Origin of the sequence: Komagataeibacter diospyri (assembly GCF_006538165.1) — a bacterium.
Taxonomy (GTDB): Bacteria; Pseudomonadota; Alphaproteobacteria; order Acetobacterales; family Acetobacteraceae; genus Komagataeibacter; species Komagataeibacter diospyri.
Genome location: NZ_BDLU01000070.1, coordinates 52,847 through 74,055 on the forward strand (window position 1 = coordinate 52,847; position 21,209 = coordinate 74,055).

The window sequence follows — 21,209 nt, forward strand, 5'->3', positions numbered from 1 at the left end:
TTCACAAAACAGAGGGTCAGATGACCGAAAACACCACGCCTGTAATCGATCCCAACACGGTGCGAGAACTCGAAAAAGCCCGCGCCGATCTCGTAACGGTGCGCGGCGAACTGAAATCCGCCCGTGCTGAACGCGACACCATTCGCGGTGAGCGCGATGAGGCAATCAAGTCGCGTGATGGCCTCAAGGCCCAGTTCGACAAGCAGAAGGCTGACGGCGAAAAGGCCCTGGCCGATGCGAATGCTGCCGTCGAGCAGGCCAAGGCCGACGCCGAGGCCGCAACCAAGGGTGCGACTGAAAAGGCGAACGCCGCCGTCATTCGCGCCGAGGCCAAGGCCGCCGCCGTCCGTCTGGGCGCGGTCAATCCCGAGGATGTGGTCAAGCTGATCGACCTCGGCACCGTCAAGATGGGCGATAATGGTCAGGTCGAAGGTCTTGATGCAGTCATGGAAGCCGCCAAGGAAAGCCGTGGCTATCTGTTCACTGCACCGGCCAAGCCCGGCACAGAAACCGGCACGACCAAGACGACGCCCGCGCCCAAGGCCGGAGACCCCGAACCGTTCAACGCGGTAACGGCAGACGCGAAAGACGTGGCAGCAAATGCCGCAACCATCGGTCTGCGCTGGCCGCCTCGCTAACACAAAACAAATCCCGCCGCTGATGCGCGCACCGCTTCCTGCTGATGCCGGGGCGAATTTCTGACATCAAGGACATAAACATGGCCATCGCCAATTTCCCCGCAGTTCTTCAGCCCGTCATTCAGCAGGGCTACCTCGCGCGTGCCTTTCAGGATTCCCTCCAGTCGCGCCTCGGGTTTCGTTCCGTTGCGGATCGGATGGATTTTCCGGCACGCATCGGCCAGACCATTACCGATACCCGGCGCGGCCTGCTGGCTCCCGCGACAACCCCGCTGAACCCCAGCAGCAACACCAACTTCGATAACGGCATGTCGCCCACGAACTGGTCGGTCGAGCAGTACACGCTGTCGATCGATCAGTATGGCAACACCATGGACCTTAACCAGGTGACCGAAGGCGTGGGCATTGCCAACCAGTTCGTGGAAAATGCGCAGGTTCTCGGCATCAATGCCCGTCAGACGCTCGACCGGCTGGCCCGCAACGCGCTGTTCGGTGGTGTTCAGAGCGGTGTCGGTGGCTACCTCGGTGGCAATACGCGCGTCACCACCACGCTGACCGCTGCGGGCACCACGGTCGCGGTGGATGATATTCGCGGATTCCAGAATATCCTGTCCGATGAGGGACAGGTGGTCGCGGTCAGCAGCAGCAACGGAATGACGGTTACCGTCGGCGGTGATGCCTACACACTGGTTGGTGTCGCGGCTGATGCGACCAACACCACAACCGCTCCCAACGGAATCTCCGGCACGCTGACGTTCTCCAGCAACGTGACCGTGGCAGACGGCACGGCTGGGCAGGCTGTTGTTGCCGCCACGGCCCCGCTGGTTCTGCGTCCCAACGGGCGTTCGACAACGCTTGGCCTTCTGGCTGGCGGGCAGAAGGACTCCGATGGAAACGTGGTGACTGGCGATCTTCTGACCATTCAGGCGATGCTGGCCGCCCTTTCCGCGCTGCGTGACAACAACGTGCCTACGCTGGAAGGTGGCGTCTATCACTGCTACCTCGACAATGCGCAGCTTCTGGGCCTGTTCCGCGATGACGACTTCAAGCTGCTGTATCGTGGTCAGTATGGGTCCGATACCTACCAGACCGGCCAGATCTTCGACCTGCTGGGTATTCGCTTCATCCCCACGACAGAAGCGCCGCAGCAGGCGTCTCTGGGGGCAGGGGCCATCCACCGCGCCATCATCTGCGGTCAGGGGGCGCTGATCGAGGGCGATTACGCGAACATGGGCAACCATTACGCGGGCATGCTGGACGGTGGCGAACTGACGCATGTGGACGACGTGTGCATGATCACCCGCCCGGCGCTGGATCGTCTGGCGCAGATCATTGCGCAGTCGTGGTCGTGGATTGGGGGCTTTGCGCTTCCCACTGACCTTACGGCTGATACCACGATCATCCCGACCGCGACCAACAGCTATCTCAAGCGCGGCGTGGTGATCGAAAGTCTGGGCGCCAGCGCGTAATGGCGCGCCCTCGCAAGGTGCAGGGGGAGGGGGGTGGCGAAATTGCCGCCCCCGTTCGGCTTGTGCGTGACCACGGGTATATCGAACCCCGGTTCAACCGGGGCCGATACCACTGGTCCGCCGGGGAAATCATCACAAGCCCCGAGGAAATCGCCCACCTGCGCGAACGGGGGGCAGAGATGGAGCCGGTCGAATGTCTGGAACAACCACGGGCCAAGACGTAGTCAGCACACCCCTGACCGACGACGAGCTTGTCCAGTGCCGCCGCTATATGGGCTATCCAGCCATGGGCGGCATTAACAGCGGCCAGCAGTCATGGCGATTTTTTCAGGTCTATGGCTTCAACGAATGGCGCATGCGCAATCTTGCGCCCGACGAATGCGTGCAGGCCCGTACCTTTCTGACCCAGTGCCAGACATTGGAGACCGCCATCATGGGCGCGTCGGACAATCTGGACACGGATCAGGCCGCCGTGTGGCATCACAACCGATCCGAGGTTCAGGACAGGTTTGGCCTTTACAACAGGTGGCGCAGGCAGCTGTGCGCGTTTCTGGGAGTGCCACCGGGGCCTGGTCTGCGCCCTGCCAATCGCATCACAATATAGGAGGCAGCATGTTCGCTGTTGACAGCAACAGGCCGCGACCATCGCGGATTTGGGCGCAGGTTAAAGATGGCGTGATTGTCGCAGTCAGGCGCGCTCTTGCGCGTGACCCCCAACCGTTCGGGGCGGATGCCGGTCGCGTGGTCGAGGTCACTGGCACCGATGCGATGATCGGATACCTTGTTGATCGCATGGGAAACGTCACCCCGCGCGAGCGCCGGACCGGGCCGATACCTGATGGCCAGCCCGCGTATCTGGAAGGGCCGCCGGTTCCTGCTCCCATGTCCGGACCGCTTTCCGTGGCTTTGACTTCGGCAGGCATTGTGCCCAGCAAAGATCCTGACCATCCCGCAAACTGGCCGCAGAACAAGGCCAAGAAACAGGAGGGCGACAATGGCGGCCCTGAGCACCCGCAGGCGTAACGCCCTGCCGAAATCCGCTTTCGGCCTTCCCGGATCGCGGCGGTTCCCGATGCCTGATCGCGCCCATGCGATTAACGCCAAGGCGCGCGCCGCGCAGCAGGTGAAGGCGGGAAACCTGTCCAAATCCTCGCAGGCGAAAATAAACGCCAAGGCCAACAGCATCATCAGGCGGAAGAAGTAAATGGCACGTCCCGCAAAGCGCATGACCATGGCGCAGTATCTCAAGTCGAACACCGACCGGAAGGAGGATGGTCAGAACGCCGCCTTGGTGGGCATGACCACAGCGGCGTTCAAAAAGACCCAGCAGGCCAAGGCCATTGACCGGCAGATGGTATCGTTGATGAACCGCACATCGACCAAGGGGCGGCGTCGCTGATGACCGTTATTGTCTGGAAGGATGGCCAGATGGCCGCCGATAGTCTGGCCGCAACTGAATATGGTTGTGTTACTGGATCTGTGCGCAAGGTCATGCTTCTGGGGGATGGCAGATACCAGCTTGGTGTCTGCGGGACAGCCATGGCCATCCTTCCTCTTGCAAATTGGATTGCGGAAGAATGCGTCGGGTCGCCTTCTGCGCTTCCTGTCGGCAAATCATATTCCGCCATCCTTGTGCAGGACCGCAGGCACGGATTGATCATTCAGGATGGGGGCACGGAAGAATTCGACGTGTCCCAGCCTCTATGCATCGGATCGGGCGCTGAAATCGCATATGGCGCGCTGGCGATGGGCGCGACGCCAATTCAGGCAGTGCAGGCCGCTATTGATCGCAGCATCTATTGCGGCGGCGATATTCATTTTGTGTAGGTAACGCGGCATGTATCAGGCCCTCGTCCAGCAGAAGGTGGCGCGTGGCTATGCCAAGGCCGCCCTGCGGCTGGGGGCCACGACCGCGCAATACCGTCCGGCATCGCTGACCGCGCCGATGGAGACCGTCCACGCGACGTTTCTGGCCGCGTTCAACGATGACAAGGCGTTCGGGTTCGCTCGCCCGGCCCTGTGGGGAAAACCCGCCGTATTCGGCCTGTTCGACACCACGGATGTGCAGTCGGGCGACCTGCTGACCTGCGCGGGTGAAAATTATTTTGTGGCGCGCCTTGAGCCATTCCGGCCACCGCTGTGCATGCTGTGTAATCGGGTCGTGTCTATCGCGGGGCAGTCAGGACAGGGCAGCACCAATGGAGATGGCGCGGCCTGCACGGACGTTGGCGCGTCGGACGGTTACGGCACGGCGGGCGATACGAGCGCCCAGACCACGCTTGCCTCGAGCTGGCCTGTCTTCATCCAGATCAAGGGGAAGGGCAGTCCGACCGGTGATGGCATCCCCGGATCGATCAAGGCTGCTGATTACGAGATGCTTCTGCCGGTCATGCCGGGCTTCATCCCGACTGTGGAGATGGCTGTCACAACCGACCTCGGAACGACTTACACCGTGACTGCGGTGGAGCCGAGCCAATACGGCAATCGTTGCCTGATGAGCGTGAGGCAGGTGTGATATGGCCGATATTGTCTCGATTTCCCACGCTATCGTGGCGCAGATGGCGGCCATCGCCTACCCGAACGGGAAAGGAAAGCCGTCCGTAACGGGCAGGCCAACCAAAATATTCCGTGGCTGGATCACGCAGGCCGATTATACGGGCGCGGACTGCGCGCTGAGGAACGGTGTGGACTTCATCACCGTCATGGACCTGCAGGGCGGCTGGCGGCGCATTGATGAGCCTCTGGGGCGACCGTGGCGACAGGACGGCACTCCCGTTCCGGCCACGGTGTCAGTCACGACCGACGGAACCACGGCCACGATCACGCTGCAGGACGGGGCAACTCCTGCAGGCATTGTTGGCCTGCGCCTTCGTTCCGATGGCGCGGCCATCCCTGACAGGTCTGTTGCAGCCTACGCGGTGCAGCCGACTGATACCGTGGCAAGCATTGCAGCCGCCCTGGCAGACCAGATCGATGGCGCGACCTCAAGTGGTGCGATTGTCAGTGTGCCCGGAGCCACGACACTGGAAGGTGCGGTTGGCGCATATGCTCCAGCAGTACGAACCGCGCGCAGGCAACAGCAGTTGTTTCAGGTCACGGTCTGGTCGGCTACGCCGTCTGCCCGCGATGCGCTGGGGACAGCGATCGACAGCGGCATGGCCTTTATCGACTGGCTGACGGATGCCAACGGCTCAACCTTCCAGATCGAGAGCCGGGGGAACTGGAACAACGATGCCGCACAGAACAGCGGCATTTTCATGCGGCCGTTCCGTTTCATCGCCACCTACGACACCGACATGCGCGAGAACATGGCGCAAATGCTGTTCCATTCAGGCGTGATGTCCCTTCCGGGCGACACGACCCACACCGCAGGAGATGGCGCGATAAGCGCCTCCTGACCACATCCGAGAGAAAAATGACGGACACCCCCCAGAATGCGGCCCCGGCAACGCCCACACCGCCTTCGGTCGCCTATGTCGTGACCATTCCAGGACACGGATACCCGATGGGAACGCAGATCACCGATGCAGCCACCATCGCGAAACTGAAGGCTGCAGGAACGCTGGACCGCTTTACGGTTCGTGTGGCTCTCACGCAGGAGAAATAACCAATGCCGCAGCTTTATCAGGCAGGCTCCCTGAACACCAACAGCCTGAACGTGCCAAACCTGTATGTGCAGATCCAGAAGCCCACCACGCTGGCGCTGAATGCTGTATCCAGTGGGCGGATTGGTCTGGTCGGCACTGCTTCATGGGGGCCACTCAATACCCCCATGATTATTGGCAGCATGGGCGACCAGCTTGCCGCGTTCGGTCCCAAACAGGCGCTGGCCACCGACATCGGCACGGCGGTCAACATCGCCATCCTGCAGGGGGCTTCCGATTTCCGCTGCGTGCGCGTGACCGACGGCACGGATGCGGCCGCCACTGGCACGCTGGCAGGCGCGACACTCACCGCCCGCTATACCGGCAGCGCGGGCAACGCCATCACGGCCACCCTGACCCAGAACAGCATCGTTACCAGCAAATACACGCTGACCACCAGCCATGCCACGCTGGGTAGCCGGTCCTATACCGGAACGACGTGGACGGCCATTGCCGCAGCCATTGCGGCTGATACATCCGCGCTGGTCGTGGCGACGGTGCCGACAACCGTTCCTGATCTTGCAGCCGGGACCGAAATCCTGTCCGGCGGCAAGGATGGTGGCACACCCACAACAGAGCAGTTTATCGGCGCAGACGACACGACGCGGACCGGCATGTATGCGCTGCGCAAGCAGGGGTGCGCACTTGGCATCCTGCATGGTCTGACGGATAGCACGTCGTGGACCACGCAGGCGACATTCGGCCTGGGCGAAGGGCTGTATATGATCGGGTGCGGCCCGTCTGGCGACACGATCAGCAATGCCGTCAGCATGAAAGATGCCGCCGGCCTGGACAGTTATGGCGTCAAGCTGATGTTCGGTGACTGGCTGTGGTGGGACGACGACACCAACGGTGACATGCTGGTGACCCCGCAGGCGTTCGTGGCGGGTCTGTTTGGTGGCCTGTCGCCGGAACAGTCCAGCCTGAACAAGCAGCTTTCGGGCGTGATCGGCAGCCAGAAGGCCGGGCTTGTGTCCAGCGGCACGACGCAGACCTATTCCGATGCGGAACTAGGTGCGCTGTTCGATGCCGGTATTGACGTGATCTGCAACCCCGCGCCGGGTGGCAGCTACTGGGCGGTGCGCGGCGGGATCAATACGTCCTCGGACGATACCACCGACGACGACAGCTATACCCGCCTGACCAACTACATTGCCGAAACCATCAATTCCGGCATGGGCACGTTTGTCGGTGATGTCATCAATGACACGCTGTTCGGTGATATCCGCGCCGTGCTGCTGGGCACACTGTCCAACATGGTCAGCAATGGCATTCTGGGCAGCACAGCGGCCTATGCCGTAGTCTGTGACAGCACGAACAATCCCCAGTCCGAAACAGCGCTGGGCTACGTCCGCGCCGATGTGCAGGTCACGTATCAGGGCATCAACCGCTTCTTCGTGGTCAACCTGCAGGGCGGTTCCAGTGTGGTGGTTACATCGGCCACGTCCGCGTCCTGATCCCGTTCCGTTTTACCAGCCGCCCCACGTCGGGCGGCTTTTTCTTTGGAGGATTGAATGGCCACGAAGCCATTTAACGTAGGCCGCGACTGTCGTGTCGTGCTGATCTACAACGGGTCGCGCATCAAGCTGCCGACCGTGACCGGATTTCAGGCGCAGCAGCAGACGCACCGCCTCACGTCATCGCCACTGAACGATATGCCCGCGTTCTATGACACGCCGAACGGCTGGTCCGGCACCTTCAATTTCCAGCGTGACAATTCCGGTGCCGATGACCTGTTCGCGGCCATCGAAAGCGGGTTCTGGGACGCGGGCACCATGATCCTGGGCAGCATCTACCAGTATCTGGACGAGTGCGATGGCACCACGACCACCTATGAGTTCATGGGCGCGACGATTGCCCTGAACAACGCGGGCAATTTCCAGTCGGAAAATATCGTAAACCAGAGCGTCAGCTTTATGGCGCGTATCCGGAATAAGATTTCATGAGCACGATCCCCAAGGAAATCACCACCGCCTCTGGCAAGAAGCTGGAACTGCGCGAACTGGACCCCGGCGATATGCTGGACCTGATTGAAGTGGCGGGTAGCGCCATGCAGTCGGCCTCGGCTGGCGCGTGGATGGGCTATGCCCAGATGATCTGCTCGGTTGACGCCATTGACGGCGTGCCGGTGGAAATGCCCGCGACCAAGGAGCAGGTGAAGCAGGTGGCCCGTCGCATCGGCAATGACGGCATTGTTGCTCTACAGGCCGTGTTCTATCCGCCGAAGAAGCCTGACACCCCCGAGCAGCCGGGCGCTGCCGATGTGGACATGGAAACGGCAAAAAACTGAGCAGGCACCCCGTGATGCAGGAAATGCTCCTGCTGGCCGATAGCGGGGTGCCCTGGGACGTTGCAAGCAAATGGTCACGCACGCGGCGGTTTGCGGCCTGCGTGGCTATCACCGAACGCCGGAGCCGGGAGACGTACGGCCTGATCCCGGCCCGTTTTGACTGGTCTGCCAGTCGCTACGTGGATGCCGAAGCATGACCCGGAAGTTCAACACGCTGGAAGGCTTTGTGCGGCACCTGCGCGAGCGTGTGAAGCCGAATATTGCCCGCGCCGTGCATCGCGGCGTGCAGGATGGCGCAGACCTGATCAAAACCGAAACCAAGGTGCAGATCGGGCAGTATCTGGATGGACCGGAAAGCGGACTGCCCACAGCGCCATTGGCTGACCGCACCATTGATGACCGTATCCGCAAGGGCTTTTCACCCGACGAGCCGGGCCTGCGGACAGGCGACATGCGCGACAGCTACGGTACGCGGGTGAGTGGCGAGGCGTTGCGTGTAGAGGCGTCAATCGGGTCAGACGACATCAAGGCCGCGGTGTTCGAGGTCGGGCGCATGGAACAGAACAACTACCAGCCGCCACGCCCTGAACTGGCTGTTGCCGCCTTCAGGAACGAAGAGAAAGTCGCGCGCGGCATCGGTCGCATGGTCGTGCGGGCCATTGAAGGACGGTCGATGCCTAATGCGCGGGCGACCGATAACGAATAGAGAAACACCATGGCCGTTGAAGCCTATGAAATCGGCGTAAACCTCGTCGCCAATGCTGCCCGCGTGACGGGGCCGATTGGCGAAATGATCGAGGCTCTGGAACGTCTGCTGTCCGCCCAGCGGGAGGCGCAGCAGGGCTTTAACGGCATGGTGTCGTCGCTGGGCGGCGCACGCCGTCTGGCTGGCGGCATGGCCGACGACATGGAGCGCGCGGCCCGTGCTGCGCGGGATATTGCTTCCAGTTCCGGTCGGTTTCGTGGTGGCGGTTCTTCGCGCGGAAGCTATGGAGGCGATGGCGGTAACGCGCGTGGCACTTCCGCGCCGCCGATGCCGCCGGTTCCTCCTGCTGACCTCGGGCGCGGCAGCTACGTTTCGCCATATTCCGCCGCCGCCACCCATGTGCCCGGTGCGCCGCAACTGCTCCTGCCGCCGCCGGAAGTGCGCACGCCGGGAACCGCGCTGATGGTGCTGCCCAATCAGGGCGACAGCATGGGGAATGGGGCCAATTTCCGCGCATCCGTGCGCCCTACGGATTACCAGCCCAACTGGACGACGCCGCCATTCTCCATGAATGGGGAACACGGGCCATACCCATACAACGGCCCCCATGCCGTCAATCCGGGTGAAGTAGGAGAGGGGGTGATGGCGGCCCGTGGGGCACTGTCTGGTATCGGTATGCCGCGCGTTGGGCCGCTGGCGGCTGGAATGGCCGCATACGCTGGGATGCATGGGGTGGGGGAGACGCTTGGGTCCGCGTTCAACCAGACCGGCCAGTATGACCAGACGTTCTTGAGCATGCAGGGCGATCCTGTGGCGCGCGCAAACATGTCGGCGATCATGGCGAGCGCAGATAAAGCGCTGAGGAACAACCCTTTCTTGACCGCACCAGAGTCAGCTCAGATCGCGCAGGACGCCTTTGAGCTAAGCGGCGGCAATATGGAAGAGCAGGATCCGATTGCCGTCCTGCTAAATAGGGTAAACCGAACGTTTCAGGCCCAAGGGAAGTCTCCCGAGGCCGCTATGGCAGAAAGTAAAGCGTTCATCCGCGCCCAGGATATTTCGAACAGGTTCTATAACCCACGAACAGGTGAATTCGATCTAGACCGCGCCGCTCGGTCGACCGAATCCGCTCTGGGGATGCATATCGCCAACCAGCAGTTCATGAGCGGACAAAAATATTTGACGTTTGCCCGGTCAGCCGGAGTCGCCGCTCAGCATATGTCCGATGAGGGCACGCTGAATATGGCTCATTTCATCGACGTAAATCCAAGCCGGGCTGCAACCGCCGTTAAGTCCCTCGAGAACCTTTTCGGAGGCGATCATACGCGCATGACCGATAAAGATTTCGCATATTTTAGCCACTTGGGTTTGACGGGAAAAAACGGTCAGTTTTTAGGGCAGGATCAACTTGCCTCCGACCCTATTGGATGGATTACGCATTACCTGTCTCCGCTGATAAAGAGCCATCCGGAACTTCTCGGCCATATCCAGAGGATGAATGTGGCCGATCTCGCGGCGGAAACGACAGGCGCTGAAGGGAATATCGCAAGACAGTATGCTACCGCCAAGCGGACAGACGCTGCTCGCGCCGTGACCGCCATGGAAAGCGGGCAACGGGATCAGTCTCTCATCATGCACACAGCGTGGGAGCGACTTGAATTCACCATAGGCCGTGCCGCACAGGGTCCGTTCATCAGTTCGCTGCAATCACTGACCAATGCCTTCAATGGGATCAGTGATTTCGTGGGAAAGCATCCGGATGACATTCGGCAGTTTGCTAATGATATTTCGGCCCTGATTAATGTTATTGGTGCCATCGCTGGCGGCATCGGCAAAATTATGGGTATGGTGCCGGGGCCAATCCGACGCATCCTTGAGAGTGCCGCTGCAGGCGCAGCCACAGGTGCGATCGGGGGGTCGGTAATACCAGGACTAGGAACGGCTGCTGGGGCGATAACTGGAGCGGCTGGAGGCGTTGTTTTGGGCGTTACGAACGAAGCGAGTCACCAAGCTAGTCGCATTTCAACCATGCAGTATCCGCAGGTGAGCGGTAGCAGTGCGCAGCATGTGGGGACGGCGCAGATCGTGGTCATGATGCCCAATGGCCGAGAATTGGCGTCAGCAGTGCAGGAAGTGCAGTTCCAGCAAGCCAGGCAGGAGCTGCGATCGAGCGGGACCGCTCCTGATGTGGTGCAGTACCCGCAGTTGCCGGGGAGGGCGATTGGAAGGTGATGCCGGGATAGATTATAGGCATCCGCTTCTATAAAGGTTGTTTCAACCAATATGGAGGATCGCGTGGCGGACAAAGCTGGATGGAAAAAAGGTGCAGGATGGTGTCTGCTTGGAACGGTAGGCGTCCTATTCTTGTACAACTTGGGCGCCCATCAAGATGGCAACCATCCAGCCTCCGCACCCGCGGCAGTGCCGTCAGCCAGCAATGACATCATGTCCCAAACGCCATTAGACCCGGTTCTTTCTGGACGCGTTCTGCCTTTCAAAATTGTGCAGGCCGTTCGCAACTATTCATTCAAGGACGGACCGCAGGCGCAGATATCCGTGATGGTGGATGGGGGAGAGAAGGCAGATTGGGCAGCAACCGGCGCATCGATCGCCAGGGTGGCGATGCGGGATGGCGTAACATCAGCCACAGTCCGGGTTGTGCGGGATAATCCATGGGTCGACATGCCCCCAACGGAATATAAGTCCCTTGCCGATGTATATGTCGATCCAAATATCAAAGATGGCAAGTCAAACAGTGGGTTTGACGTGGTCCTTGCCAATGAGATGGCTCCCGTATCTTTGATCGAGTATGATGAACTCGATAACGAGTTATCAACATCGACGCCAACGTCCGCCTCGGACACAGAAAGGGACAAGAAAAGCCAATCGGATGCCGATCGGGCCCGCAGGTATGTGATTAAGAAATACAAATTGCCCGCAAAGTGGAGCATACCTGAAATTAATCCATATGGCACGACGGGTGATGCAATAGATGGGAACAGAATAGCTGCAGTAGCTATTGACGACGATCAGGACTTGGCTCGCATTCAGCAATGCATGACTTCCGATGACGGTACCCCAATTCTTAAGGGATGCCTCGCCGATAGAGACAATCTTCCTTACATTCTACCGTCATCGGAACGTAGGCCCCCAATAAATTACCGCGCGTCCAATCTATTAATGTCGGATATGGAAACGTCGGATCCATGTCAGGCTTTCGTAAGATTCATAGAAACGCATCGGGCCACAGGAAAAGATGACCAGCGCAGGAATGCTCTTTTCATGGCTGCCATAATTGTGTCCGCAAAGATTTCCCCAACCCTTAAGACTGATCAATATGAGGAATTGATGGGAGGTTTAATGCTGACCTGCAGCAGCAATCCTCACATGAAGATTTCTGATGCAGCGCGAGATGCCGCAGAAAGGCTTGGGTTGCCGCTTCAATAAGCACTTCAATCACTCTCCATTCCGCGTAACCCGACGACCCTCGGCCAGCGCGTCTTTCTCACAGGCGTATTTCCCGTATTTCGTGTGCCCATACCAGCGCATGCCGCGATAGTGGTAGACGCTGGTTCTGGTGTTGACCCACACGGGCCGGTCCCCTTTGGGGCAGGTTGGCTCCGTCTGGCTGCTTCCCGGCGCGTAGGCGTGGGCTGCTGCGGGGGAGAATAGGGCGAGAAAGGTGAGGGTTGTTAGGCGCATGGTTCCTCCCGCCAGAGTTTGGCAGGGAGTGCGCGAGTCTGGCCAGAGATTGGGAAGATCAGTCTCGTTTAGTTTGCCTGCTGCGTTTCCGCTTCACTTTCGGAGCGCCCAAAATCGTATCACCTAAATTGAGAAGATCTTCGTCAGACCGTCCATAATGAACGAAGCATAAACAAGGAATTTGTAAGCATTATCCGCAGCATGGCGGAAACAGAAAAGGCATCAGGGGCCAGTTTGGCGACTCCCCCCGATGCCTCTCACGCTGAATAGGAAATACAGCTATGACGACCACTAACACACTTGATACCAACAAATCCAGCATCATGAACCTGTTCAAGTTTGAAGGACAGGAAGTGCGCGTTCTCGACGTGAACGGTGCGCCTTGGTGGGTGCTGGCGGATGTATGTGGCGTTCTGGAAATCTCCCAACCACACCATGCGGCCAACCGTCTTGATGAGGATGAAAAGGACCGTGCTATTGTCACGACCCTTGGCGGCCCGCAGGAAATGGCCATTATCAACGAATCCGGACTCTGGTCCCTAGTCCTTACCAGCCGCAAGGCAGCAGCCAAGCGGTTCAAGAAGTGGGTCACGGCAGAGGTGATCCCGTCCATCCGCAAGACGGGAGGCTACAGCGCCAAGCCGCTAGTCCCCCAGACCTACGCGGAAGCCCTGCTCGAAGCGGGTCTTATCGCCAAAGAGCGTGACGCGCTGAAAGCTGAGAACCGGGAACTGGCCCCGAAGGCCGAAGCCCTCGAGGAACTGGCCTCTCTCGATGGTCGCCACAATATCCGCTCGGCGGCCCAGCAGTGTGGGTGGCCGGAGCGTAAGTTTGCCAACAAGCTGTGCGAACTGAAATGGTGCTACCGTCATGCTGTAACGGGTCGCCTGACCGTCTACCGCGAGACGATCAACCGCGGGTTTATGGATGCGAAGAATGTTGAAGTGAAACGGACAGGCTATGTGGAAGGCGTTGGCCAGCCGATGCTGACACAGAATGGCCTTGCAAAGATCAGGACAATCATTGGCACGCATGAGGTCGCCAAGCGCCCTTTCGCCAAGGCCAAGGAGCCAGCCCCCGCGTAGCCCTGACGGAGAACCCGATCAGCGGGCACTATCCAGAGGATGAGGAACTGCTCATCATGATGGAGAACTACCAGGCGTGGGATCGTGCGCTCCGGCAGAGGCCGGATGACGCCAGCGCCCGGTGGTGCCGGGACAACTGCCTGTTGCACATCCGATCCCGCACCGGGATCAAGGCTGTTGTCGAGCAGGCGCGTCAGAACTGGTTGCAGAGGCGGCAGGTTGTGCCGTTGAGGGCGCAGAAGGTGAGGGAGCGTGAGTTGATCGGGTAGGAAACAGGCCGCTCCGGGTGGGGCGGCCTAAATCATACAGGATACCAACCGGACAATTGATGCCGGGCCATATCAATGAATTTCTTCTTTTCATCTTCTGTAGGTCCGCCAGATGCGAAATCTGGCAGGGACCCCCATCTGCGGAAAGGATAGTGTTGCAAGAACAACTGCTCTGCTAGGTATTCAATGTCGCCTTCTCGGAATAACAATTTAATATCCTTCTCCGACTTTTATTCTTTCATTTCAATATTAATAATTATCTCTGCAATAGAGAGGGAATTATCTGTTTGTGTTAATCCACATTTTTTTGCCTCCATTCTCAGAAATGACAATGCAGATTTAATATCTTTTGCTTTTGTTTTTATATCTTCATTCATTTTTTTACGCAGCATGCTGGCGTTCAAATCCGTCATTGTGGAGAACAGCGTAATTAATATTCAGCTTGGCTCGGGCCTTATCCAGAACGTCCTGTGAAACGGGCACGACCGCAGACGCGACATCGTGGCCAGATGATAGCGTTTTTCTGCTGTGGATGTGCGCCTCCACGCCAGCACCGGGCACAATCCGTTTGAGCACTCCCCACGCAGTCAGGAACAGATAGGTGTGAATGCCGTTCAGCACCGAAAATTCAATGCATGCCAAAATCAGTTCGGCTGAAATTTTCTTGCGCAGGGTGAGGGACAGGGTGCGCTCCACGCCAAACCGGGTGATTTCCCAGACGGCTGGACCAGATGGCATAGCCGGATTGGGGAGCATATCGGGCCAGAGCGTTTCCAGCATGTAAGGGCGGCTCGTTGGCAACAGTCGAATCATGCCACGGACAATGCCCGCAGCATCGCGCCACACCAGGTAGACAGCAGCGGGCGTATCAAACTGATCGTATTCCATTCCATTGTAGAATGGAACTTCCCACTGTTCGTTAGCCACGAAATGGCGGTATCGAAATTTGAATTGTTCAACGAGAGCAGTCCCGCCCCCATAGGCGTTTTCAACAGTCACAACTTCGATCATGGGTCCACTCTCCGCTATTGGGTGAGGGGATCATTCATAAAAACTGACAGGCAGGTTACCTGTCAGGACTGACAGGTTTCACGGCTCAATCAGTCCAGCACAGATGGCCCTCACCACGCCCATGATACGATTCGTGCATTTCAGCTTCAGTAGGGCATTGTTGATGTGAAAATTAACCGTTCGCTCACTCACACCGATAATCATCCCGGTTTCCCAGGAACTTTTCCCCTTGGCGGTCCATTTCAGGCATTCTTTTTCACGAGGGGTTAGGGCTGGGCCTTCCGTCTCTATAGGGTCATCTAATTTTTTATAACTATCGACAAAGAAGTGTGACAAGGTACGAAGATAAAATTCAATTTCTTTGTCTATATATTTTTCTGTAAATGCGAAGCAGATGGCATAAACTATCCTATCATGCGTGTGGACCGGCACCGTCAGTCCTCTTTTTATACCGAATTCGTATACGTCTTTTATTATCTTTTTTTCTTCTTTGTTTATGCCTTTTATTTCATTCCAAAAGTATGGATAGCTTATGTATCGGGATTTTTTTATTATTGGATCGGAACTAATATAGTTGTTTTCTATATAAAAGTTCACCCATTCCGTTGGGTAACCAACATGTATGAAGTTTTCTTTAGGATCTTCAATTCTGTTTAATTCGACAATAGTTACATGGACGTTTCCGACTGCTAGGATGGCATCAAGATAGGTAGACAGGAGGTCATGCTGAGAAAGCGATTTCTCCAGATCGTGCAGCGTTGCGAGAAGGTCGGTCGTCAATCCTGCCATCTATTGCACTCTCATCCCCATCGCTGTGCAAAGGTAACTCTAAATTACATGATGTCTCGATTCTACACATTTATGATCGCGTTCTTTATCCTAGCTCCTGACTTTGCCTTGGCAGATGAGAACAAGATCATTCCATCCTGCCCCGGCGACACGGTGGTGTGGGTCAATCAGAACACCGGCGTCTATCATCTGCCGGGCGACCGCTGGTATGGGCGCACGAAGCACGGCGCATATGAGTGTGAGAAACAGGCAGAGGCGGAAGGCGCCCACCGTTCTGGCGCGCGAGACGGGCATCATCGGGCGGTAACCTCACGGCGCAAGCAGAAGGGCAGGGCGTCCAGCACAATCGAAGACCAGATGAGCAACGCCAAGCCTTCCAGCAGCGTGGAAAACCCCTTCTGATTTCGTCCTTGTACTTTTTCCAGTAATATGCATTATTCAGGGCATCATGCCCTGATCGTGCCTACCAAGCCGCCCCGACAAGGTGGCTTTTTCCGTTGGATTTCCCATGTCCCTGAGTCTGCTCAACGCTGAAACCGCCATTGGTTCGCTGGGGCGGCTGTGGGCATCTGCTCCGGTTACGATCGGCAGCCTTACCCTGACGGGCATGGAAGTGCCGGACCTGATCCGTGATGGCGGATCGCAGCAGGTGGCTGTGCATAAGCTGCCCGGCGGCAACAAGATTATCGACGCCGTGGGCAACGACCCCGACCGACTGGAACTGAGCGGGCGGTTCGTCGGGCCGACGGCTTATGAACGCGCCCTACTGCTCAAGTCGATGCGCATTGCGGGCCAGCCAGTTCAGTTCACGGGCGCGGGCCTGTCGCTTCTGGTCAAGATCGTGCAGTATTCGTTCGATTATCAGCAGAAGGGCATCGTCATTCCCTACCGGCTGGTGCTGGAACAGCCGCCACAGACGGGCGTAACGGCAACAGGCAATTCGTCTGCTCTATCCGCTCTGATCGGCACCGATGCGGCCTCGGCCATCTCCGGCATCACGGGCGCGGTGAGTGACGTTTCAACCATAGCGGGGAATATCTCAGGCCAGCTATCAACGGTCGTGGGGCAGGTCACGCCCATTGCCGACATGGTGGGCGCTGGCGGCCTGTTCGCGGGTGTGCAGGACAATTTGACCGTAGTGGGCGGCCTGTCCGGTGCCGGGGTCAACCTTGCCTCCACGCCTGAAAGCGCCGCAAGCCTGCTGACGGGTCTGGAAGCCTCTGGCACCGGCCTGACTTCGGCCATCGGTGAAACGGGCGCGAACCTCGAGGGCATCAGCCTGACCAATGCGGCCGGCCTGTCCACCCTGACCCAGAATGCGGAATTGCACAGCACATCTGTCACGTCCGGCAGTCTGGTCAACCGGGCCTATGCCAATACGCTCACGGCCACGGACGGCACGCAAAACGGACCGCTTGTAACCGCGCAATAGGATCAACCATGGCAACCACGATCAAGGTCACGGCGGCGGATGTGTCGCTGTATCACGTCGCGGCGGCGCAGCTTGGCGATGCGACCCAGTGGTGGCGGATTGCGCAGTTGAACGGCATGACGGATCCTGACCTGTCCGATTTTACAACGCCGGTGCAGATCGTCCTGCCGACGGTGGACGCCTCCCTTGGCAGCGGCGTGCCGGGCGTGTCGGCATGAGTGAAAGCATTACCGTCACGGCCAAAGGCCACCGCATCTGGCGTGCGCCGCGCGCCCGTCTTCTGGTCAACGGTGCGGAACGCGCGGAAACCGGGCTGGAAGAATTCACGCTCACCCGCACACGCTACAGCCGGGCCGACACGCTGGACATGACGCTGGCGCTGGACCGGACAAAGGCCCCCGCGAACGGGTTGTGGTTTGATCTTCCAACGCCCGCAAATGGCGGCGCGCTGGCCGATATCGACATCACCTTGCAGATGCGCGATGAAGCCCAGACCGGCGCGCAGTGGACCACCATGTTTTCGGGCATCGTGGACCACGTGGAACTGTCCCCGGCGGAAACGTCCGTCCACATCCAGTGCCGCGACTACCTGGCGAAACTGCTGGACATGCGCGTGCTGGATGGCTGGATGAACATGACCGGGGCGGACGTGGTCCGCGCCATGATTACGGCAGCGGGCCTTACGCCCGATGTCACCATGACCGACGGCATGGTGGGGCAGTTCTGGCAGGTCGAGCACAAGCGCAAGTCCGCCAGCAGCCACAGCCGGTTCCAGACCGCCTTTGACCTTGCCAGTTATCTGGCGAACATGACCGGGTGTGACCTGTATGCGGAAGGGAAGACGATCGTTTGCGCGCCGTATCCGACCGCTACGAAAGCCAACACCCAGACGCTGGATTACAGCGATACCGGCCCCCTCAATCCGATCCAGATGGGGGCGTCCGGACTGCGGTTTACCCGTGACTACCAGATTGCCAAGGGTGTCGTGGTCCACGTCACATCGTGGGACAGCAGGCAGCGGAACCGGGTGGAATATTACTGGTCCGTCGAGGGTGGTTCGACCAAAAAGGCCGAGAGCACCGGCAATCTGCACAGCTTCACGCTGCCCGGCGCGCGCCTTGATCTGGTCCAGCAGTATGCCCAGCAGAAGTATAACGAAATCGTGGCGCATGAACGCGTCATCAGCGGACAGATACCGGGCCGGATCACGCTGGCCCCGCGCCAGTTCATGCAGATCACCGGCACGGGCACGACATGGGACGGCACGCTGGATGTTGATGCCGTCAACAGCCGTTTTTCATGGTCTGGCGGCTTCTCCCAGCAGATCACCCTACGCACACGGGACGTGACAAAGGACGAAGATAATGGCTGATATGCGCATGGTGGGGTCAAACATCGCGAACGCGCAGGCGCAGCCGGAGTTTGGCATCGTCAGCGCGGTGGACCCCGTAAACCACGCCGTAAAGGTCATGACCCAGCCCTCCAATATAGAAAGTGGCTGGCTTCCTCTGGCAGCCATGCAGGTCGGCAGCCTGCGCATTGCCTGCCCGGCAGATATCGGCACTCATGTGCTGGTCGTGCATGTAGAGGCGGACGCGGAACATGGCGTGGCCGCCGTACCAGTCTATGACGCGGTGGTGATGCCTCCCACGTCTCCCGCCACGGGCAAGCCCGCGCAGCCGGGGGAACTGCTGATCGCGGCCGGATGCGGCGCGCCCCCGGCGGACGGCGGAACATCACCGGGAAGCGCAATCCAGAACGCCCCATGGTGGCACATAACCAAAGACACGATTTATAGCGGGGCAGGGAACGCCACGGAAACCCTGACCAACGGCAGCAAGGCGTGGAAGGTTGGATCAGTCAGCATGACGCTCGATGCCAACGGTCTGGCCATCACCGGCGGCTCCATAACGACAGATAAGGACATGACCGCACAGGGCACCGTGACAGGACAGACGGACGTGATTGCAGACGGCACATCCGGCCACACCCACGTCCATCCGGTCACCGATGCACCTGGCACCACGGGCGCGCCATCATGAGCGCCATGTCACACACTGTCGGTGGCGACCTCGATCTGTCTGGCACTGGCGGCGTTGCCGTAGTTGCGGGGGCAGAGCAGACCCGGCAGGCGCTGCTGCGCAGGCTATGCACCAATGCCGGGGCTTATATCTGGCAGCCCGATTATGGCGCGGGTCTGCCCGCCCGCGTCGGTGCGGTCATGGACGAAGCTGGCATCCGCAGCCTCGTGCTTGAGCAGATGCAGGATGAGGCGGGAGTGGACCAGACCCAGCCCATCACCGTAACCATCACGAACCCGAAAATCGGGGCCTATCTTCTGGCCATATCCTATACCGACGCCACGACCGGGACGGTGCAGGAACTGACATTGAATACCTGACCGAAGGCCTACGCATCTTCCCGCGACAGTTTTTCCCGCGCCGCATCCGACAAAAACCGTGATCGATTGGATGTACGGCTTGCAATGGCCTGAAGCAGGGATTCCTCCAACGTCACGTTGACGCGCACAACCCGGTCGATCTCTGGCGCATCGACCAGAAACGCCACCGCATCACGGTTCTCAGGATCGCTCATGACAGCTTCCAGCGTGGACGGCACTGGCAACGGTTCCCCATCATCACGCATACACGCGATGTGGCCCTGCAGGGCTTCCTTTGCCATCGCCCGTGCCTCATCCAGCGTGGACCCGGCCGAAACGCAGCCGGGGAAGTCAGGGAATTCAACCCCGAAATCACTTTCGGGGTCTTTGCGGATCAGTCCGATATAATTGGTCATTTTAGGGAAACTCCTGACTGTTTTTCTATGCTGCGGAGAGTACCTTTTGGAAGGTCTCTCTTGGGGTGTGGGACCGTCACCGTTCCGGGCCGCTCTGGGTGCCGGTAGTGATGGTGACTGCCTGTTGTCCTGCGGTGGAACCATCCAGCGGCCTCGATCTTTCGTATCACGTCTCTGCTGTCCATGTGTATTATATACACACTAACCATGTGCGCCGTCAATGATAAATGTGTATCAATACACACTTTTAGCGGACGATTAAATAAGCCTTTTACGGGAGGCCGTTTTGGCCATCACCTTCCAATCCTTCAAGACCACACTGGGCAACATGGTGGCAGCAGCACAGGGCGCGTGCCCTTCGCTGCTGGATCTTGATGTCGGCTCCCCCGGCCGCGCCATGCTCGAGGCGGTGGCCGGGCTGGGGCTGTGGTTCCAGTTCATTGCGCTGCAGATCCTGTCCCGCACGCGGCTTGCCACCTCCATCGGGTCGGATGTTGACAGTTTCGTGGAGGATTTCGGCCTGTCGCGCGAATCGGGGACAGCGGCGACCGGCACCGTCACCCTGACATCGTTCACGCCATCCAGCCAGTCGGCCACCATTGCGGTGGGCACCACGGTCAAGACGGCGTCGAACCTGATTTATGACGTGGTGGAAGACAGCACGAATGCCGCCTGGTCGGCAGCCGACAGCGCCTATGTCCGGCCAGCGGGCACGGCGTCCATCACCGTGCCAGTCCAGTGCGAGACGACAGGCGCGACCGGCAATGTCGCGGCAGGTGCCATCTGCCTGCTGGGCACGGCGGTTTCGGGCATTGATACGGTCACGAATGCCGCAGCCCTGACCAATGGCAGCGATGGCGAGACGGATGCGGCCCTGCGCACGCGCTTCGTGGCCTATATCAACAGCCGGTCCAAGGCGACGGTGGCGGCGATCGAGAACGCGGTGACGGATGTTTCCGCCGACCTGATCTATCAGGTGGTGGAGAACGTGGACACGTCAGGTGCCACACTGGCCGGTAACGTGGTGGTCTATGTCGATGATGGATCGGGCGATGTGGCCGACAGCGTGATTGATGAAGTCTATACCGCCGTGGACGATGTGCGCCCGGCTGCCGTGTCCATTCAGGTCGTGCGCCCCACGGTCGTGCGGCCGCCCGTGACCATGACCGTGACAGTAGACAGCACCGGCGACCTGTCCACGGTGGAAAGCACGATCAGCACCAATATCGCGACGTATTTCAACGGTCTCGCCATCGGCGCGGCGGCCAGCTATTCGCGGCTGATCCAGATCGCCTATGCCGCCAGCACGTCCGTCACCAACGTGACCGGGGTCACGCTGTCCGGCGGCACGGTGGACCTGCCTGCAATAACCGGCACG

32 protein-coding genes are annotated in these 21,209 nt (G+C 59.2%); 27 read left to right on the top strand and 5 right to left on the bottom strand.

Annotated elements, in window-relative coordinates; all coding sequences use genetic code 11:
• The first annotated feature begins 20 nt into the window (after nt 1–20).
• The 20 genes from MSKU9_RS16705 to MSKU9_RS16800 all read left to right on the top strand — a co-directional run bounded on the left by MSKU9_RS16705 (nt 21) and on the right by MSKU9_RS16800 (nt 13,803).
• Complete coding sequence (locus MSKU9_RS16705; RefSeq protein ID WP_141262487.1) at nt 21–638, top strand: phage scaffolding protein; 618 nt, start codon at nt 21–23, stop codon at nt 636–638.
• Nucleotides 639–718: 80 nt separating this feature from the next.
• The gene (locus MSKU9_RS16710) at nt 719–2,107 is read left to right on the top strand and encodes a DUF4043 domain-containing protein (RefSeq protein ID WP_141262488.1); all 1,389 of its coding nucleotides are present in this window, start codon (nt 719–721) and stop codon (nt 2,105–2,107) included.
• Entirely contained in the window at nt 2,107–2,331 is a 225-nt protein-coding gene (locus MSKU9_RS16715; protein ID WP_141262489.1) for a hypothetical protein, read from the top strand. The genes MSKU9_RS16710 and MSKU9_RS16715 overlap by 1 nt, the downstream gene beginning before the upstream one ends.
• Nucleotides 2,301–2,711, top strand: coding sequence for a hypothetical protein (locus MSKU9_RS16720; protein WP_141262490.1), 411 nt, complete (start codon nt 2,301–2,303; stop codon nt 2,709–2,711). The genes MSKU9_RS16715 and MSKU9_RS16720 overlap by 31 nt, the downstream gene beginning before the upstream one ends.
• Nucleotides 2,712–2,782: 71 nt before the next feature.
• Nucleotides 2,783–3,130 (top strand): hypothetical protein, encoded by a 348-nt coding sequence (locus MSKU9_RS16725; RefSeq protein ID WP_141262491.1) that lies wholly within the window; start codon nt 2,783–2,785, stop codon nt 3,128–3,130.
• Nucleotides 3,102–3,311 (top strand): hypothetical protein, encoded by a 210-nt coding sequence (locus tag MSKU9_RS16730; RefSeq protein WP_141262492.1) that lies wholly within the window; start codon nt 3,102–3,104, stop codon nt 3,309–3,311. Before MSKU9_RS16725 ends, MSKU9_RS16730 begins: the two co-directional genes overlap by 29 nt.
• Nucleotides 3,312–3,506, top strand: coding sequence for a hypothetical protein (locus tag MSKU9_RS16735; RefSeq protein ID WP_141262493.1), 195 nt, complete (start codon nt 3,312–3,314; stop codon nt 3,504–3,506). It begins immediately after the preceding gene.
• Nucleotides 3,506–3,934: a hypothetical protein gene (locus tag MSKU9_RS16740; protein ID WP_141262494.1), complete on the top strand. Its 429-nt coding sequence runs from the start codon at nt 3,506–3,508 to the stop codon at nt 3,932–3,934. Before MSKU9_RS16735 ends, MSKU9_RS16740 begins: the two co-directional genes overlap by 1 nt.
• A 10-nt stretch (nt 3,935–3,944) precedes the next feature.
• The gene (locus MSKU9_RS16745) at nt 3,945–4,622 is read left to right on the top strand and encodes a hypothetical protein (RefSeq protein ID WP_141262495.1); all 678 of its coding nucleotides are present in this window, start codon (nt 3,945–3,947) and stop codon (nt 4,620–4,622) included.
• Between the two features lies 1 nt (nt 4,623).
• On the top strand, nt 4,624–5,505 hold the full coding sequence (locus MSKU9_RS16750) for a hypothetical protein (protein ID WP_141262496.1): 882 nt from the start codon (nt 4,624–4,626) through the stop codon (nt 5,503–5,505).
• A gap of 17 nt (nt 5,506–5,522) precedes the next feature.
• Nucleotides 5,523–5,714: a hypothetical protein gene (locus tag MSKU9_RS16755; RefSeq protein ID WP_141262497.1), complete on the top strand. Its 192-nt coding sequence runs from the start codon at nt 5,523–5,525 to the stop codon at nt 5,712–5,714.
• A gap of 3 nt (nt 5,715–5,717) precedes the next feature.
• Nucleotides 5,718–7,208, top strand: a complete 1,491-nt coding sequence (locus MSKU9_RS16760) for a phage tail sheath protein (protein ID WP_141262498.1) — start codon at nt 5,718–5,720, stop codon at nt 7,206–7,208.
• A 57-nt stretch (nt 7,209–7,265) separates the two neighbouring features.
• Entirely contained in the window at nt 7,266–7,697 is a 432-nt protein-coding gene (locus tag MSKU9_RS16765; protein ID WP_141262499.1) for a hypothetical protein, read from the top strand.
• Nucleotides 7,694–8,041 (top strand): hypothetical protein, encoded by a 348-nt coding sequence (locus tag MSKU9_RS16770; protein ID WP_141262500.1) that lies wholly within the window; start codon nt 7,694–7,696, stop codon nt 8,039–8,041. The genes MSKU9_RS16765 and MSKU9_RS16770 overlap by 4 nt, the downstream gene beginning before the upstream one ends.
• A gap of 14 nt (nt 8,042–8,055) precedes the next feature.
• Nucleotides 8,056–8,238, top strand: coding sequence for a hypothetical protein (locus MSKU9_RS16775; RefSeq protein WP_141262501.1), 183 nt, complete (start codon nt 8,056–8,058; stop codon nt 8,236–8,238).
• Complete coding sequence (locus tag MSKU9_RS16780) at nt 8,235–8,747, top strand: hypothetical protein (RefSeq protein ID WP_141262502.1); 513 nt, start codon at nt 8,235–8,237, stop codon at nt 8,745–8,747. The genes MSKU9_RS16775 and MSKU9_RS16780 overlap by 4 nt, the downstream gene beginning before the upstream one ends.
• A 9-nt stretch (nt 8,748–8,756) precedes the next feature.
• Nucleotides 8,757–10,979: a phage tail tape measure protein gene (locus MSKU9_RS16785; RefSeq protein ID WP_141262503.1), complete on the top strand. Its 2,223-nt coding sequence runs from the start codon at nt 8,757–8,759 to the stop codon at nt 10,977–10,979.
• A 63-nt stretch (nt 10,980–11,042) separates the two neighbouring features.
• Nucleotides 11,043–12,194 carry a hypothetical protein gene (locus MSKU9_RS16790; protein ID WP_141262504.1) on the top strand — a complete coding sequence of 384 codons (1,152 nt, stop codon included), beginning with the start codon at nt 11,043–11,045 and terminating at the stop codon, nt 12,192–12,194.
• Nucleotides 12,195–12,730: 536 nt separating this feature from the next.
• On the top strand, nt 12,731–13,534 hold the full coding sequence (locus MSKU9_RS16795; protein WP_227002548.1) for a phage antirepressor: 804 nt from the start codon (nt 12,731–12,733) through the stop codon (nt 13,532–13,534).
• 56 nt (nt 13,535–13,590) lie between these two features.
• On the top strand, nt 13,591–13,803 hold the full coding sequence (locus MSKU9_RS16800) for a hypothetical protein (protein WP_227002550.1): 213 nt from the start codon (nt 13,591–13,593) through the stop codon (nt 13,801–13,803).
• A gap of 230 nt (nt 13,804–14,033) precedes the next feature.
• Here MSKU9_RS16800 and MSKU9_RS17955 read toward each other — a convergent pair whose 3' ends face one another.
• From MSKU9_RS17955 to MSKU9_RS16810, 3 genes are all read right to left on the bottom strand, one after another.
• Nucleotides 14,034–14,195, bottom strand: coding sequence for a hypothetical protein (locus tag MSKU9_RS17955; protein ID WP_154670685.1), 162 nt, complete (start codon nt 14,193–14,195; stop codon nt 14,034–14,036).
• The gene (locus MSKU9_RS16805) at nt 14,185–14,814 is read right to left on the bottom strand and encodes an acyl-homoserine-lactone synthase (RefSeq protein ID WP_141262505.1); all 630 of its coding nucleotides are present in this window, start codon (nt 14,812–14,814) and stop codon (nt 14,185–14,187) included. The genes MSKU9_RS17955 and MSKU9_RS16805 overlap by 11 nt, the downstream gene beginning before the upstream one ends.
• A 78-nt stretch (nt 14,815–14,892) precedes the next feature.
• Nucleotides 14,893–15,603, bottom strand: a complete 711-nt coding sequence (locus MSKU9_RS16810) for an autoinducer binding domain-containing protein (protein ID WP_141262506.1) — start codon at nt 15,601–15,603, stop codon at nt 14,893–14,895.
• Between the two features lie 48 nt (nt 15,604–15,651).
• On the opposite strand from MSKU9_RS16810, the gene MSKU9_RS16815 reads away from it, so the two are divergent.
• The 6 genes from MSKU9_RS16815 to MSKU9_RS16840 all read left to right on the top strand — a co-directional run bounded on the left by MSKU9_RS16815 (nt 15,652) and on the right by MSKU9_RS16840 (nt 19,436).
• Entirely contained in the window at nt 15,652–16,005 is a 354-nt protein-coding gene (locus tag MSKU9_RS16815; RefSeq protein ID WP_227002552.1) for a hypothetical protein, read from the top strand.
• A gap of 106 nt (nt 16,006–16,111) precedes the next feature.
• Nucleotides 16,112–17,035, top strand: a complete 924-nt coding sequence (locus MSKU9_RS16820; RefSeq protein ID WP_141262507.1) for a hypothetical protein — start codon at nt 16,112–16,114, stop codon at nt 17,033–17,035.
• 8 nt (nt 17,036–17,043) lie between these two features.
• A complete protein-coding gene (locus tag MSKU9_RS16825; protein WP_141262508.1) occupies nt 17,044–17,253 on the top strand; it encodes a hypothetical protein in 210 nt (69 codons plus the stop codon).
• Nucleotides 17,250–18,407: a hypothetical protein gene (locus MSKU9_RS16830; protein ID WP_141262509.1), complete on the top strand. Its 1,158-nt coding sequence runs from the start codon at nt 17,250–17,252 to the stop codon at nt 18,405–18,407. Before MSKU9_RS16825 ends, MSKU9_RS16830 begins: the two co-directional genes overlap by 4 nt.
• On the top strand, nt 18,400–19,077 hold the full coding sequence (locus MSKU9_RS16835; RefSeq protein ID WP_141262510.1) for a phage baseplate assembly protein V: 678 nt from the start codon (nt 18,400–18,402) through the stop codon (nt 19,075–19,077). Before MSKU9_RS16830 ends, MSKU9_RS16835 begins: the two co-directional genes overlap by 8 nt.
• Nucleotides 19,074–19,436: a phage tail protein gene (locus MSKU9_RS16840; protein ID WP_141262511.1), complete on the top strand. Its 363-nt coding sequence runs from the start codon at nt 19,074–19,076 to the stop codon at nt 19,434–19,436. Before MSKU9_RS16835 ends, MSKU9_RS16840 begins: the two co-directional genes overlap by 4 nt.
• Nucleotides 19,437–19,444: 8 nt before the next feature.
• Here the strand turns inward: MSKU9_RS16840 and MSKU9_RS16845 are convergent, their stop codons facing one another.
• Nucleotides 19,445–19,831 (bottom strand): type II toxin-antitoxin system HicB family antitoxin, encoded by a 387-nt coding sequence (locus tag MSKU9_RS16845; protein ID WP_141262512.1) that lies wholly within the window; start codon nt 19,829–19,831, stop codon nt 19,445–19,447.
• The gene (locus tag MSKU9_RS16850; protein WP_306343033.1) at nt 19,828–20,040 is read right to left on the bottom strand and encodes a type II toxin-antitoxin system HicA family toxin; all 213 of its coding nucleotides are present in this window, start codon (nt 20,038–20,040) and stop codon (nt 19,828–19,830) included. The genes MSKU9_RS16845 and MSKU9_RS16850 overlap by 4 nt, the downstream gene beginning before the upstream one ends.
• A gap of 77 nt (nt 20,041–20,117) precedes the next feature.
• Between MSKU9_RS16850 and MSKU9_RS16855 the strand changes: the two genes are divergently transcribed.
• The coding region (locus MSKU9_RS16855; protein WP_141262513.1) for a baseplate J/gp47 family protein at nt 20,118–21,209 on the top strand (1,092 nt) is incomplete at its 3' end.

Bases quoted from the DNA above. Each gene is read 5' to 3' on its own strand.
- MSKU9_RS16705 (WP_141262487.1), top strand. From the start codon at position 21: ATGACCGAAAACACCACGCCTGTAATCGATCCCAACACGGTGCGAGAA.
- MSKU9_RS16710 (WP_141262488.1), top strand. From the start codon at position 719: ATGGCCATCGCCAATTTCCCCGCAGTTCTTCAGCCCGTCATTCAGCAG.
- MSKU9_RS16715 (WP_141262489.1), top strand. From the start codon at position 2,107: ATGGCGCGCCCTCGCAAGGTGCAGGGGGAGGGGGGTGGCGAAATTGCC.
- MSKU9_RS16720 (WP_141262490.1), top strand. From the start codon at position 2,301: ATGTCTGGAACAACCACGGGCCAAGACGTAGTCAGCACACCCCTGACC.
- MSKU9_RS16730 (WP_141262492.1), top strand. From the start codon at position 3,102: ATGGCGGCCCTGAGCACCCGCAGGCGTAACGCCCTGCCGAAATCCGCT.
- MSKU9_RS16735 (WP_141262493.1), top strand. From the start codon at position 3,312: ATGGCACGTCCCGCAAAGCGCATGACCATGGCGCAGTATCTCAAGTCG.
- MSKU9_RS16740 (WP_141262494.1), top strand. From the start codon at position 3,506: ATGACCGTTATTGTCTGGAAGGATGGCCAGATGGCCGCCGATAGTCTG.
- MSKU9_RS16745 (WP_141262495.1), top strand. From the start codon at position 3,945: ATGTATCAGGCCCTCGTCCAGCAGAAGGTGGCGCGTGGCTATGCCAAG.
- MSKU9_RS16750 (WP_141262496.1), top strand. From the start codon at position 4,624: ATGGCCGATATTGTCTCGATTTCCCACGCTATCGTGGCGCAGATGGCG.
- MSKU9_RS16755 (WP_141262497.1), top strand. From the start codon at position 5,523: ATGACGGACACCCCCCAGAATGCGGCCCCGGCAACGCCCACACCGCCT.
- MSKU9_RS16760 (WP_141262498.1), top strand. From the start codon at position 5,718: ATGCCGCAGCTTTATCAGGCAGGCTCCCTGAACACCAACAGCCTGAAC.
- MSKU9_RS16765 (WP_141262499.1), top strand. From the start codon at position 7,266: ATGGCCACGAAGCCATTTAACGTAGGCCGCGACTGTCGTGTCGTGCTG.
- MSKU9_RS16770 (WP_141262500.1), top strand. From the start codon at position 7,694: ATGAGCACGATCCCCAAGGAAATCACCACCGCCTCTGGCAAGAAGCTG.
- MSKU9_RS16775 (WP_141262501.1), top strand. From the start codon at position 8,056: ATGCAGGAAATGCTCCTGCTGGCCGATAGCGGGGTGCCCTGGGACGTT.
- MSKU9_RS16780 (WP_141262502.1), top strand. From the start codon at position 8,235: ATGACCCGGAAGTTCAACACGCTGGAAGGCTTTGTGCGGCACCTGCGC.
- MSKU9_RS16785 (WP_141262503.1), top strand. From the start codon at position 8,757: ATGGCCGTTGAAGCCTATGAAATCGGCGTAAACCTCGTCGCCAATGCT.
- MSKU9_RS16795 (WP_227002548.1), top strand. From the start codon at position 12,731: ATGACGACCACTAACACACTTGATACCAACAAATCCAGCATCATGAAC.
- MSKU9_RS16800 (WP_227002550.1), top strand. From the start codon at position 13,591: ATGATGGAGAACTACCAGGCGTGGGATCGTGCGCTCCGGCAGAGGCCG.
- MSKU9_RS17955 (WP_154670685.1), bottom strand. From the start codon at position 14,195: ATGCTGCGTAAAAAAATGAATGAAGATATAAAAACAAAAGCAAAAGAT.
- MSKU9_RS16805 (WP_141262505.1), bottom strand. From the start codon at position 14,814: ATGATCGAAGTTGTGACTGTTGAAAACGCCTATGGGGGCGGGACTGCT.
- MSKU9_RS16810 (WP_141262506.1), bottom strand. From the start codon at position 15,603: ATGGCAGGATTGACGACCGACCTTCTCGCAACGCTGCACGATCTGGAG.
- MSKU9_RS16815 (WP_227002552.1), top strand. From the start codon at position 15,652: ATGATGTCTCGATTCTACACATTTATGATCGCGTTCTTTATCCTAGCT.
- MSKU9_RS16820 (WP_141262507.1), top strand. From the start codon at position 16,112: ATGTCCCTGAGTCTGCTCAACGCTGAAACCGCCATTGGTTCGCTGGGG.
- MSKU9_RS16825 (WP_141262508.1), top strand. From the start codon at position 17,044: ATGGCAACCACGATCAAGGTCACGGCGGCGGATGTGTCGCTGTATCAC.
- MSKU9_RS16830 (WP_141262509.1), top strand. From the start codon at position 17,250: ATGAGTGAAAGCATTACCGTCACGGCCAAAGGCCACCGCATCTGGCGT.
- MSKU9_RS16835 (WP_141262510.1), top strand. From the start codon at position 18,400: ATGGCTGATATGCGCATGGTGGGGTCAAACATCGCGAACGCGCAGGCG.
- MSKU9_RS16840 (WP_141262511.1), top strand. From the start codon at position 19,074: ATGAGCGCCATGTCACACACTGTCGGTGGCGACCTCGATCTGTCTGGC.
- MSKU9_RS16845 (WP_141262512.1), bottom strand. From the start codon at position 19,831: ATGACCAATTATATCGGACTGATCCGCAAAGACCCCGAAAGTGATTTC.
- MSKU9_RS16850 (WP_306343033.1), bottom strand. From the start codon at position 20,040: ATGGTTAGTGTGTATATAATACACATGGACAGCAGAGACGTGATACGA.